The organism is Streptomyces sp. NPDC000410 (genome assembly GCF_040300305.1).
Lineage (GTDB): Bacteria > Actinomycetota > Actinomycetes > Streptomycetales > Streptomycetaceae > Streptomyces.
Window position 1 is genome coordinate 17,207 of the sequence record NZ_JBEPDM010000020.1, and the last position, 12,667, is coordinate 29,873.

General features: G+C 70.9%; 10 protein-coding genes. 4 read left to right on the forward strand and 6 right to left on the reverse strand.

Going from position 1 to position 12,667, the window contains the following annotated elements; translation table 11 throughout:
• Positions 1 to 169: 169 nt before the first annotated feature.
• A complete protein-coding gene (locus tag ABT342_RS20770; protein WP_351575653.1) occupies positions 170 to 952 on the reverse strand; it encodes an enoyl-CoA hydratase/isomerase family protein in 783 nt (260 codons plus the stop codon).
• Positions 953 to 1,324: 372 nt separating this feature from the next.
• Here ABT342_RS20770 and ABT342_RS20775 point away from each other — a divergent pair, with 372 nt between their 5' ends.
• Positions 1,325 to 2,353 carry a sulfotransferase family protein gene (locus tag ABT342_RS20775; protein ID WP_351575656.1) on the forward strand — a complete coding sequence of 343 codons (1,029 nt, stop codon included), beginning with the start codon at positions 1,325 to 1,327 and terminating at the stop codon, positions 2,351 to 2,353.
• Between the two features lie 83 nt (positions 2,354 to 2,436).
• Here the strand turns inward: ABT342_RS20775 and ABT342_RS20780 are convergent, their stop codons facing one another.
• The gene (locus ABT342_RS20780; RefSeq protein ID WP_351575659.1) at positions 2,437 to 5,712 is read right to left on the reverse strand and encodes a S8 family peptidase; all 3,276 of its coding nucleotides are present in this window, start codon (positions 5,710 to 5,712) and stop codon (positions 2,437 to 2,439) included.
• A gap of 182 nt (positions 5,713 to 5,894) precedes the next feature.
• Entirely contained in the window at positions 5,895 to 6,494 is a 600-nt protein-coding gene (locus ABT342_RS20785) for a TetR/AcrR family transcriptional regulator (protein WP_351575661.1), read from the reverse strand.
• 73 nt (positions 6,495 to 6,567) lie between these two features.
• Between ABT342_RS20785 and ABT342_RS20790 the strand changes: the two genes are divergently transcribed.
• The gene (locus tag ABT342_RS20790) at positions 6,568 to 7,422 is read left to right on the forward strand and encodes a class I SAM-dependent methyltransferase (protein ID WP_351575664.1); all 855 of its coding nucleotides are present in this window, start codon (positions 6,568 to 6,570) and stop codon (positions 7,420 to 7,422) included.
• Positions 7,423 to 7,437: 15 nt separating this feature from the next.
• On the opposite strand, the gene ABT342_RS20795 is transcribed toward ABT342_RS20790, so the two are convergent.
• Both ABT342_RS20795 and ABT342_RS20800 read right to left on the reverse strand, forming a co-directional pair.
• A complete protein-coding gene (locus ABT342_RS20795; RefSeq protein ID WP_351575667.1) occupies positions 7,438 to 8,379 on the reverse strand; it encodes an SDR family oxidoreductase in 942 nt (313 codons plus the stop codon).
• 40 nt (positions 8,380 to 8,419) lie between these two features.
• Complete coding sequence (locus ABT342_RS20800; protein WP_351575670.1) at positions 8,420 to 9,061, reverse strand: Lrp/AsnC family transcriptional regulator; 642 nt, start codon at positions 9,059 to 9,061, stop codon at positions 8,420 to 8,422.
• A gap of 179 nt (positions 9,062 to 9,240) precedes the next feature.
• On the opposite strand from ABT342_RS20800, the gene ABT342_RS20805 reads away from it, so the two are divergent.
• Complete coding sequence (locus ABT342_RS20805) at positions 9,241 to 9,477, forward strand: hypothetical protein (RefSeq protein ID WP_351575673.1); 237 nt, start codon at positions 9,241 to 9,243, stop codon at positions 9,475 to 9,477.
• Positions 9,478 to 9,494: 17 nt separating this feature from the next.
• Here the strand turns inward: ABT342_RS20805 and ABT342_RS20810 are convergent, their stop codons facing one another.
• Positions 9,495 to 10,901: a short-chain fatty acyl-CoA regulator family protein gene (locus ABT342_RS20810; RefSeq protein ID WP_351575675.1), complete on the reverse strand. Its 1,407-nt coding sequence runs from the start codon at positions 10,899 to 10,901 to the stop codon at positions 9,495 to 9,497.
• Between the two features lie 451 nt (positions 10,902 to 11,352).
• On the opposite strand from ABT342_RS20810, the gene aceA reads away from it, so the two are divergent.
• On the forward strand, positions 11,353 to 12,642 hold the full coding sequence (gene aceA, locus ABT342_RS20815; RefSeq protein ID WP_351575678.1) for an isocitrate lyase: 1,290 nt from the start codon (positions 11,353 to 11,355) through the stop codon (positions 12,640 to 12,642).
• Positions 12,643 to 12,667: the final 25 nt, after the last annotated feature.

The window sequence follows — 12,667 nt, forward strand, 5'->3', positions numbered from 1 at the left end:
GTGAGGAGCCTTTCGACGACTTCCGGCGCGCGCTCGTCCGGGGCTGAGGAGCCTTTCGACGACTTCCGGCGCACGCTCGTCCGAGGCTGAGGAGCCTGCGGGGGTCGAGCAATCGATCGATGCTGAGGAGCCGGCCGACGGGCCGGCTCCTCGGTTACGTGTCCGGCCGTCAGCTCTGCCCGATGATGCGCCGCATCCGTACCTGCGCCTCGCCCGCGGCGAACGCCCTGCGGTGCGACTCCTTGGCCTCGGTGCGGACCCGCTCCAGCCCCTCCACGAACGGCGCGTTGACCCGCGGCCGGGTGCCCTGCACCGCCTCCGGGGTGTAGCGGGCGAGGGTGCGGGCGAACTCCAGCGCACGGTCCAGCGTGTTCTGCGCGGGCTGGACCTCGTGCAGCAGCCCGTCGGCCAGCGCCCGGTCGGCGGGCCATTCCTCGCAGGTGTAGAGCATGCGCTGCATGACGGTGGTGCCGACCGTGTAACGCAGCATGAACCCGCCGAAGTTGCAGGCGATGCCCACCCGCAGCTCCGGCATCACCAGCCGGGCGTCCTCGCTGCCCACCCGGTAGTCGCAGCACAGGGCGATCTGCAGGCCGACGCCGATCGCATAGCCGTCGATCGCCGCGACCACCGGCTTGGAGATCCCCGCGATCGTCCCGTACAGGTCGGTGATGTCGTCGATCCAGCCGTTCACCTCGTCGCCGCCGGTGAACATCGAGACCTCGTTGAAGTCGCCTCCCACGCCGAAGGAGCGCCCCGGGCCGCCGTGGAGCACGACGCACCGCACCTTGTCGTCCGCGTCGATGTCACGCATCAGCGCGGTGAGCTCCCGCATCCGGGCGCGGCTGAACGGGTTCTGCTCGTGCGCGCCCGTGAACTCCGCGAGGAGAACTCCGTCATCGTTCTTCGAACACGCTATGGACTCGTTGGACTGCGTGGACTGATGCGTCATCGGATTCACAGCGGGACTCTTTCCACTAAATCGGCCGGAATGGACATCGGTCACGGTCGAATGGCTGGATCACACCACCGAAAAGCATGTCGCCCCCCATCGGCCATTTCCCCATCGGCCGAATTCATGTCGCGGCAAACCGCAAGAAAGCCTATGTAGGATGCATGTGCCAGTCAATGCTCGCACCTGGTCAACCTGCCTGTCGGCGCCCGTACTTCAGCCCTCCCGAGCCTCGCGCGCCGAACAAGGGAATCCGTGGCGCGCGAACGAGGAGCGAATAGAGAGCCGCCGGGGCGACGACGGAGAGATATCGGAGAGACCCCGAAAAGAGGATCACCCACAGTCGTCTCCGCTCATGGAAGGATCGAGAAGTTGGCGCCACTCACCATCGTCCTGGGAACCGGCCGTTGCGGGTCGACGATGCTGTCGGATCTCGTGAACGAACACCCGAAGGTGCTGAGCCTCAGCGAGTTCTTCGCCTGTCTGGACCCGTGGGTCTTCACGCACGGCGATGTGGACGGGCCGGAGTTCTGGAGGCTGATCAGCGCGCCGCGGCTGAAGCCCAACACGGTGATGCGCAGGGGCGTGGTGGTCCCGGAGTACCGGTATCCGCTCGGCACCGGTCGCTACGCCGCCGGGGACGTGCCCGCGCTCAGCGTGATGACCCTGCCTCCGCTCACCGACGACCCCGACGCCCTGCTCGACAGCATCCGGGACGAGGTGACGCGGTGGCCGAGGGCCCCGCTCCCCCGGCACTACGCCCGGCTCTTCACCTGGTGGGCGGCCTTCCTCGGCCGTGACGTCGTCATCGAGCGCTCGGGGGCCTCCGTGCGGTACCTGCGGGACTTCCTCAGGCACTTTCCGGAGGCCCGCTTCGTCCATATGTACCGGCACGGGCCGGACTGCGCCGTGTCGATGAGCCGGCATCCCCTGTTCCGGCTGGCGGTGCTGATCAGCGACATGCGGGAGGAACTGGGGGTGGATCCGTTCACCGCCCCCGATCCGTCCCACGCACGGCGCCTTCCGGAGCGGCTGCGCGCGTTCACGCCGGACACGCTGGACGCCTCGGCGCTGGCGGGGGCCGACATCCCGCTGGAGCGGTTCGGGACGATGTGGGCGCACAGCACCGGCGCGGTCAGGCACCTCGCGGGCCTGCCCGCCGAGCGGCTGCTGCACATCTCGTACGACCGGATCGTGGCCGATCCGGTGCCGGAGCTCACCCGGTTCGGGCGGTTCACCGGCATCCCCGAGCCTGAGGCCTGGGCGCGGCGGGTCGCCGGACGCGTGGCCCCGGGACGGACCGGGGCCTCCGGCGGCCTCTCCGCCGAGCAGGCCGAGGAACTGCGCCGGGCGTGCGCCCCTGGCACCCGTCGCCTCGCGGAGTTCCTCGCTCCTTCGTAGGCATCGAGCCGGTCGGGGAGGGACGCGACGGCCCGCCGGGGCCTTGAGGCTCCGGCGGGCCGCCCTGCGGTCACACTTCGCGGCTACCTGCCGAAGTAGGCGTCGTGGATCGCCACCGTCGACAGGTTTCCGTCCTTGTCCGTGACCTCGGCGCGCAGCGCGATGCCCTGCCCCTTCGCCGGGTTGCGGACGGCCACCTTGCCATTCCTCACCGGGACCTTGGTCCACGTCCTGGCCCGGTCGTACGAGACGTACACCTCAAGGGACTTGAGCTTGTCGCCCGCGGCCGCGCCCTGGACCGTGACCGGCACGAGCTGGGTCCGGCCGGCGGGGGCGGTGCTGTCCAGACCCACGGCCGCGTCGAAGCGGACCGTGGAGACGGGCAGCTTCGCCTCGCCCGCCGTCTCCTTCGAACGGAACGTCCAGCTCGCGTCGACGCGCGAGGAGGTACGCGCCAGCGCCGGGCTGCGCGTGAGGGACGTCGTCAGCCGGTACGCCGCGTCGTCGGCGGGAACGGTGAAGACGACGCCGTCGGCGAGCGAGTCCTCGTTCTCACCGATCTTCGTTCCGTCGCGGTGGAGCTCCGTCTTCACCGAGGCATGGTCCGAGCCGCCCCAGTGCCCCTTCCCGTCGGCGAAGACCGGCAGCCTGCCGTAGATCTCGTTGCCGTCGCGCTTGATTCCGTCCAATTCGTGGGCGAGCTGGGGTCCGACGACCCCCGTGTTGAAGGTCAGGGCGTGCTTCTTGCCCGCTTGGAACGTCTGGCTCTGCGCCCAGTAGGCCACCTCGATCGATTCCGAGTCGCCCTCGCCCCTGAGCTGAAAGAATCCGATGTCCCAAAGGGCCTGATCGAGAACGGATACGTACAGTGTCCGCGTACTCGGCAGCTTCTGCCTGGCGCCGTTCAACACCCCAACGAATTCGAGCCCACCAGGCCACCCGGTGGCCTGGAGCTCCCCGGTCTTCCCCGGGACCGAAGCGCCGAGCCCGGCCTTGACCGTGGCGAAATCGCCCTTCCCCAGGTGTCGTTCGTAGCCGGTACCGAGCCGCTTCACCGGACCGCCCAGCGCCACCTGGTAGCCGGTGGTGCCGTCCACGGTCCAGCCCGCGTTCCAGCCCTGGGTCATACCCGTCTCCACATCGGGACCCAGGTGCGCGGTGCGGACGTTCGCGAAGGAGTCGACCGACAACAACAGGAGCTCAATCCATTGACCCTGCTGGTACGTCATCAAGAAACTTGCCCCGGACGGCTCGGCCTTCGGATCCGGCACGGTGATGTCCACCGGCTTGGCGGTGCGCGCGTCCAGGGTCACCGTCGTTGCCTTGTCGACCTCCAGCACCGGCTGGATCAGCAAGTCGACGCCCTTCGCCGTGTCCGAGGGGTCCTGCGCCATGACCGACTCGAGGACGTATGTCCCCTTCGGCAGCCGGAGCTTGACCGTGCCGGACGGGTCACGCTTCAGTTCCTGGCCGTACCAGGCGCGTCCGACGGCGGTCGCGTAGTCGGCGGTGGGCTTGCCGTCGCGGCCGATGTGATGGAACGTCACGTCGTACGCCTCCTTCTCGCGCTCCACCACCGCTGCCGTACGTACGCTCTGGCCGCCACCGGTGGCGGTGACGAACGCGGAGTACGCGCCGTCCAGCGTGCCGCCCAGCTTCGTGTCCGCGATCAGGTCCACCGAGGCCGTGCCGCCCGCCGGGACGGTCAGCAAGGTCGCTCCGAGGGCGAAGAAGCCGTCAGGGGCGGGCTGGCCCTCGGGGTCGGTAGCGGTGACGGCGAGGTCGAGGGTGACGTCCTTGTCGCCGGCGTTGCGGTAGGTCAGCTTCTCGGTGAGGGCCGGGTCGTCGGTGTGCGGCCACTGGGCGAGGCCGAAGTTCAGCGAGACGGGCTCGGCGAACACGGTCTGCTGCATGGCCCGGTCGACCTGGACACGACCGCTGCCCTGCGCGGACGCCGGGTACGGGCCGCCCTTCGTGGAGCCGGTCAGTACGCCCTTGAGTTCGGCCGACTTCCAGTCGGGGTGGCGCTGCTTGAGGAGCGCGGCGGCACCGGCGACGTGCGGGGCCGCCATCGACGTACCCGAGATCGTCAGGTACCCGTCCGGCTTCTGTCCGACCTCGCGCTCGATGAGGCTGCCCGGGGCGGCGGCAGCGGTGATGTCCACGCCGGGCGCCGTGACGTCGGGCTTGATGGCGCCGTCCTCCGCACGCCTCCGGCTGGAGAAGTCCGCGAGCGCGTCGCCGTCGTCGACCGCTCCGACGGTCAGCGCGGCGTCCGCGCTGCCCGGCGAGCCGACGGAGTCACCGGTGTTCCCGGCGGCGACCGCGAAGAGGATGCCCTTGTCGGCGGACAGCCGGTTGACCGCCGCCTCCAGCGGGTCCACCTCCTCGCTGTCGAACCCGCCCAGGCTGAGGTTGACGACGTCCGCGCCCTGTGCGGCCGCCCACTCGATGCCCGCGAGAATGCTCGAGTCGGTTCCGTAGCCCTCGTCGTCCAGGACCTTGCCGCTCAGCAGCTCGGCCCCGGGGGCCACTCCCTTGTGCGTGCCGCCCGACGCGGCACCCGTGCCCGCCGCGATCGAGGCGACGTGCGTCCCGTGGCCGTTGCGGTCCTTGGCGTCCGCGGCGGGGCTGAAGTTCTGCTCCGCGATCACTTGGCCCTTGAGGTCCGGGTGGGTCGCGTCGACGCCGGTGTCGAGTACCGCGATCTTGACGCCCTTGCCGTCGTACCCGGCGGACCACGCCGTGGGCGTGCCGATCTGCGCGACGCTCGTGTCGAGGGTCGCCTTGCGCACGCTGTCCAGCCAGACGCGACCGATTCCGGAGGCGACGGTGGCATCGGTGCCCTTGCGGTCGGTGAGGGCCGCCCACAGCTCGCCCGCGTCCTGGCGGGGTGTCAGTACGGCGTCGGCGTTCAGGGACTTGAGGGAGCGCAGGACCTTGCTGCCCCCCGCGGCCTTCACCTCCGCCTTGGCCTGCGGCGCGGCGGCGCCCGCGTAGCCGACGATCACCTTGAGCGCGCCGCGCTGCGCCTTCACGTTCTCGGCCCGGGACAGTTCGGTCACGTCGAACAGCCGGGGGTCGAGCTTTCCGTCGGAGATCAGCCGCTGCGCGTCGGCCGGGACCACGTGCGTGTGCCCGTCGACGGTCCGGGCCTGGATGGGTACGCGCTCGCGGCCCTTGGCGCGCTCGATGTCGACCACCTGCCCCTTGGCGTCGACGCCGACCCGGTCCCCGGTGATGAGGGTGATGGTCCGCTGAGCGGCCCCGGCCCGCTGCGCGCTCTTCGCCGGAGCGGATATGAGCTCAGGCTCGGCGACGGCCTGGGCGGAAACGGCTGGCGCCGTGGAGAGAACCACGGCCGCGCAGGCGACCGTGGCTGCCAGCTGTCGGCGATGGACTTGTCTGCCTCTGTGCAACTTTCCCCCTGCTGAAGGACGTTCACCTGCCTCGGGGCATGGCTGCCCCTGTGACTAGTTGTTGCCCGGTGAGGCGGAAGTGGTTCACGGTTCGGCGCGGGATCGTCGGACGGGGCCGGTGTTCACTGCCGTGGTTCGCGCACGACCCCGGCGATGACCGTGGTCACGACCCTGCGGACGGCGCCGGCCTCCGGCGGGGCGCCCTTGCGGTCGGCGAAGAGCACGTGACCGGTCCCGATCAGCGTGGGAGCGAGGATGTCGACGTCGGCGTCCGCCGCGACGCGGCCCAGTTCGCGCTCGGCGGTGAGGTAGGCGGCGATCACGGCCGTGGCCTCCGTCAGTACCGGGATGCCGGTCGGCGTGGTGCGGCGGAGCCGGGCGCGCAGGTCGTCCCGGGAGGTGACGAGGCCGACGATCGCCACGGCGACCGACCCGAACAGGTCCGTCAGGGCGACGGTGAGGTTGTCGGCGACCGTGCCGGTCCCGGCCGAGTCGCGCAGGGCGGCGGCCTGATGGGTGATCCGGCCGATGCGGTCCAGCACGAGCTCGGCGAGAAACGCGTCGAAGTCGGCGAAGTGCCGGTGCAGGACGCCCTTGGCGCAGCCCGCCTCGGTGGTGACCGCCCGGCTGGTCAGCGCGCTCGGCCCGTCGCGGAGCAGGACGCGTTCGGCCGCGTCGAACAGCTGCTCACGCACGTCTCGGATGGCCACCCCTGTCGGCACCGTTCATCTCCTTCCGCCCTCGCCCGGCCCGTTCCGATTGACGAGTGGGCGATCGCCCACTCATAGTGGGCACATGCCCACTTTACCTCCGGAGCGAGCACCGCTTCCCGAGCACCAGCCCCATGAACAGCGGCAGTTGGCGGAGTCCTTCGGCTCGGACGCCGAACGCTACGACCGTGCCAGGCCCCGCTATCCCGACGCGCTGATCGACCGGATCGCCACCGGCAGCCCCTGCCGCGACATCAAGGACGTCCTCGACGTCGGCTGCGGTACCGGAATCGTCGCCCGGCAGTTCCTGGCGGCAGGCTGCGGGGTGCTCGGGGTGGAGCCCGACGCCCGGATGGCCGAGCCGGCGCGCCGGCTCGGGGTCGAGGTCGACGTAGCGACGTTCGAATCCTGGGACCCGCACGGGCGGGAATTCGACGCGGTCGTCGCCGGCCAGGCCTGGCACTGGATCGACCCGGTCGCGGGAGCGGCCAAGGCCGCGCGGGTACTCAGGCCCGGCGGCCGGCTGGCGGCGTTCTGGAACGTGTTCCGGCTTCCGCCCGACGTGGCGGAGGCCGTCGCCGAGGTCTACCGGCGGGTGCTGCCCGACGCGCCGTTCGATCTCCAGGGGATGACGAAGCAACCGCTCGACGGCTACCAGGCGCTGTTCACCAAGGCCGCCGACGGGATACGGGAGGGGGGCGGCTTCAGCGACCCGGAGCAGTGGCGGTTCGACTGGGAGTGGCACTGCACCCGGGAAGCCTGGCTGGACCAGATGTCCACCCATGGCGCCGTCACCCGGCTCCCGCCGGACAGGACGGCGCAGGTGCTGGAGAGCGTCGGGGCCGCCGTCGACGCGCTGGGGGGCAGCTTCACGATGCGTTACGCGACGGTGGCGGTCACCGCGACGCGGACCGGTGCCGCGCGACCCGACGCCGTGTGACCAGGCACCGGGCCATCAGCGATGGCCCGCCCAACTGTCGGGCGCGCGGCCGTCGATGTCGGTGAAGCCGTACGCGCGGGCCAGCTCGGCCGAGGTCACGGACTGCTGGTTCCACCGTGCCCGGCCGGGGTCCGCGGCCAGTGCGGCGATGCCACGGCCGATGTACCGGGGTGACTCGGACACCTCGAATCCCCCTGGCGCCGAGGGGTACCCGTCGACCGAGCCGTCGAGAGCGTCGCGCCAGTTGGCTTCGGTCACGCCGAAGTTGTCGAGCATCATCTCCGAACGCAGCCAGCCCGGCGTGACGGCGACGGCGGTCGCGCCGTGCGGTTCGAGTTCGTGGCCCTGGGAGAAGGCCAGGCGGTTCACGGCCACCTTCGCGAGGTCGTAGTACACCGAGATCCGGTAGTGGTCCGCGTTGTAGGCGGCGGTGCCGTCGGTGATCTCGGCCAACAGCCCGCCGGGCCGCTCGACCAGCAGCGGCAGCAGGTGGTGCGAGGTGATCAGGTGGGTGTCGACCGCCAGCCGCAGGATGCGCAGACCGACCTCCAGGTCGTGTCGCCAGATCGGTGTGTCCCAGGTGTGCGGGGGTCCCTTGAGCACCTCCGCGCCCCAGATGGCGTTCACCAGGACGTCGACACGGCCGAACTCCGCACGCAGTCGTGCGGCGAGACTCCGTACCTGTGCGGACTCCAGATGGTCGACCTGGACGGCGATCCCGGTCCCGCCGAGGCTCGTGACCAGCTCGGCAGTCTCCTCGACGGTCTCGGAACGGTCGTAGTCCGACCGGATCGAGCCCGTACCGGCGCGGCTGCTGCGTCCGGTGCAGACGACCGTCGCACCGGCCTCACCCAACGCGGCCGCGATGCCACGCCCGGCACCACGGGTGGCACCGGCCACCACGGCGACCCGGTCACGGAGCGCGTCACGATCAGGGGAAGACAGGGAGGAGCCCATCGCCCCAGTGTGGCACCGCCCCGCCGGTGGCGATGGCCCGTCAGCTCTCCCGAGCGAACCCGGCCCGCTTGTACGTCCGCATCAGCAGCGCCGTCTCGGCCGAGCTCACGCTGTCCAGCCGGGCGAAGACCCGGGCGGTGAACGCGTGGAGGTCCCGCAGGTCGCGATGGCTGGAGTAGCCGAGCAGGCTGGTCGTGCCCGAGGTGACGAGCAGCTGCCGTACGGCGGGTTCGCCCGCCAGGAGCCGGGTCGCCGCGTCGAGCCGGCTGTGCGGCACGCCGAGCTGGAACCGTGCCTCGACCGGGTAGCCGAGGAAGGCCGGGTCGGCGTGCAGCCGCAGATGCAGGATGTGCGAGCCCATCAGCCGGGCCAGCCGCCGCCGCGCGGTGGTCTCGCCCACGCTCAGCTCCCGGGCCAGGCGCGTGGTGGACATCCGGGCGTCGTGGCGCAGCAGCTCGACCAGGCGCCGGTCGAGGTCGTCGACGGAGATCGGTTCCGGCAGCGGCCTGCCCTCCATCGCGCTGCGGCGCACATCGGTGGGCTCGTCGTCGTACGGCGCCCAGTCGCTGGCCGTGAGCAGCAGCCGCAGCATGAGCGAGGAGTGGATGTCCCGTACCCCCTCCAGCCGCCCGACGACGTCGTCGACCAGCGACAGCAGGGCTTCGTGATCGGGCGCGAGCAACTCGACGAAGACGTCCAGCGCGCCTGTCGCGACCTCGACTCGCCCTGGAGACCGTCGGCCACGACTACGCCGACCTGCGCCAGGACATCGCCATCGGCCGCAGCTACCTGGCCGCCGCCGAAGCGCTGGGCCGCACGGTCCCGCAGTCCGACCCGAACCTGCGCGGCGGCTCGACCGACATGGGCAACGTCTCCCACGTCGTCCCCACCATCCACCCCATGATCGGCTACGACTGCGGCGACGCGATCATGCACCACCCGGATTTCACCCGCTACGGCACCACGGCGGCCGCCGACCGCGCCGTCCTCGACGGCGGCCTCGCCATGGCCTGGACCGCCATCGACCTGGCCACCGACCCCGGCCACCGGCAGCGCCTGCTCCGCCGGCTCGCCGACCGGGGCGGCCGACAGCACTGACACCCCCTGGGGGAGCCTCAGTTCGGTCCGTCGGACACGGGGTAGGGCACGAAGGTGGTGCTGTTCTCGTCGGCCGCCAGCGTCCGGCCGAGGGGTGGCACGGCCCGCTGGGGGCAGTCGAGGCGTTCGCAGATGCGGCACCCCATGCCGATCGGTGTGGCGGCCGAGACGTTGTCCAGGTCCAGGCCGTCGGAGTAGACGAGGCGTGCGGCATGCCGGATCTCGCACCCCAGCCCGATGGCGAAGGTCTTGCCGGGCTCCCCCCACCCGCCCCGGTGACGGGTCACGGCACGGGCGGTCCACAGGTAGCGCTGCCCGTCCGGCATCGAGGCGATCTGCACATGGATGCGGCCCGGGGCGGCGAAGGCCTCGTAGACGTTCCACAACGGGCACGTGCCGCCGACCCGGGAGAAGTGGAAGCCGGTCGCGGACTGCCGCTTGGACATGTTGCCGGCGCGGTCGACGCGCACGAAGGAGAAGGGCACTCCGCGCAGTCGGGGGCGTTGGAGGGTGCTGAGGCGGTGGCAGACGGTCTCGTAGCCGAGGCCGAACCGGTCGGTGAGCCGCTCGATGTCGTAGCGGCATTCCTCGGCGGCTGCGTGGAAGGCGCGGTAGGGGAGGACCAGAGCGGCGGCGTAGTAGTTGGCGATCCCGATCCTCGCCAGTGACCACGTGGTGGATCCCTTGTCGTAGTCCTCGGAGGCGAGGCGGGAGAGCTCGCCGTCGTACTCCAGCAGGGCGAGCTGAGTTGCCATCCGGAAGGCCTGCTGACCGGGGCGGAGCCGGTTGGACAGGTGCAGGACGCGGCCTGCGGGATCGTAGTGGTGCAGCCGGTCGGAGTCGGCGGCCAGGCGCACGCCGTGCCCTTCGGCGAGACGTGCGGACAGTGCGCGCAACACCTCGCCGGGGCGGATGCCGATCGTCCGTGCGAGGCTCTCCGCGGCGAGGTCGGTGTCGTCGAGGTAGTTCTGCCGACGGTAGAAGAACTCCCGGATCTCCTCGTGCGGCGAGCGCGGCAGAGCGCTGTCGGCGGGGCCACGGCCGTCGGCCGCCGGGGCCAGCCGCTCGGCGAGGGCCTGGTTGCGCCGGCCGAGGCCCAGCAGGACCTCGGCGACGGCGGGCATGCGCGACGCCAGTTCCGCGAGATCGGACGGGGAGACCCGGGCCTCGGCGACCTCGGTCGCGAGGGCTTCCCGCAGGTCCGCGAGGAGTCTGCTGGTATCCCGTTCGGAGAAGAATCCCGGATCCACCCCGAACGCCTCGGTCAGCCTCAGCAGCACAGGAACGGTCAGCGGGCGCGAGTCGTGTTCCATCTGGTTCAGATAGCTCGGCGAGATCGCCAGCATCCGGGCCAGTTCGACCTGGCTGAGCCGTCGTTCCTCCCGTAGCCGCCGCAGCCGCGCTCCGGCATAGGTCTTGCTCACCGCACTCCCTTCCATCGGCGCAGGCGCTGGTGCGCTTCCCCGTACGGGGGCGCAGTGCCCGAGGCTCGTGCAAGCCTACGCACGCACGCACCGAATCCGCCCTTGGCAAAGTTGGCAAACCTGGCGAAGAAGATGCGCAGAAGTTGGCAGACGTCCATGGTTGTTGGCACTCAGTGCCACTGGCAGAGTCGTCATGCGGCCCGCCGGACCCGGCGGCCGGAGCGGATATCCTGGCACGATTCACACCCTGACGTCGGAGATCCCGGCAATTCCGGCCCCGGCCAGCCCGTCACCATTGCTCGCTCCACCCGGGCACGGGCGGGCGGGCCGCCCCACGAGGCACGACACCAGGTGTCACGCCTTCGCACTGTTGACGAACACAGGCACACAGCTCCACAGACACACAGCCACACAGGCACACAGGCACTTCGAGCGAAACCGGGAGACGGTCATGGCGCAGGCAGGGACGGCGACGGAGACGGCCGAGCAGCTGGCACAGCGGTGGGCGGCGGACCCGCGCTGGGCCGGGATCGAGCGCACGTACAGCGCCGAGGACGTGGTGCGGCTGTCCGGCAGCGTCCGGGAGGAGCACACCCTGGCCCGGCGCGGCGCCGAGCGCCTGTGGCGGCAGCTCCACGAGCGCGAATACGTCCACGCTCTCGGCGCGCTGACCGGTGGTCAGGCCGTGCAGATGGTGAAGGCCGGGCTGCAGGCCATCTATCTGTCGGGCTGGCAGGTCGCCGCCGACGCGAACCAGGCCGGGCACACGTACCCCGACCAGAGCCTCTACCCGGCCAACTCGGTTCCGCAGGTGGTGCGGCGCATCAACAACGCGCTGCTGCGCGCCGATCAGATCGCCACCGCCGAGGGCGCGGGCGACACCACCGACTGGCTGGCGCCGATCGTCGCCGACGCGGAGGCCGGATTCGGCGGCCCGCTCAACGCCTTCGAACTGACCAAGGCGATGATCGCCGCCGGCGCGGCGGGCATCCACTACGAGGACCAGCTGGCCTCCGAGAAGAAGTGCGGCCACCTCGGCGGCAAGGTCCTCGTCCCCACCGCCCAGCACATCCGCACCCTCAACGCGGCCCGCCTCGCCGCCGACATCGCCGACGTCCCGACCGTCATCGTCGCCCGTACGGACGCCCTCGCCGCGAACCTGCTCACCAGCGACGTCGACGAGCGCGACGCGCGGTTCGTCACGGGCGAGCGCACGGCGGAGGGCTTCTACCGGGTGCAGAACGGCATGGCCCCCGTCATCGCCCGCGGCCTCGCCTACGCCCCGTACGCCGACCTCATCTGGGTGGAGACGGGCACCCCGGACCTGGCGCAGGCCCGGGAGTTCGCCGAGGCGATCCACGCCCGGTACCCGGATCAGATGCTGGCGTACAACTGCTCGCCCTCCTTCAACTGGAAGGCGGCCCTGGACGACGACCGGATCGCCAAGTTCCAGCGCGAGCTCGGCGCCATGGGGTACCGCTTCCAGTTCATCACGCTGGCCGGATTCCACTCCCTCAACCACGGCATGTTCGACCTGGCCCGCGGCTACGCCGAGCACGGCATGACCGCCTACGTCGAACTCCAGGAACGCGAGTTCGCCGCGCAGGCGCACGGCTTCACCGCGGTCAAGCACCAGCGCGAGGTCGGCACCGGCTACTTCGACCTCGTCTCCACCGCCGTCAATCCCGCCTCCTCGACCACGGCGCTGAGCGGCTCCACCGAGGAAGAGCAGTTCCACTAGGAACACCCGCGACGGCTCCCGCGCG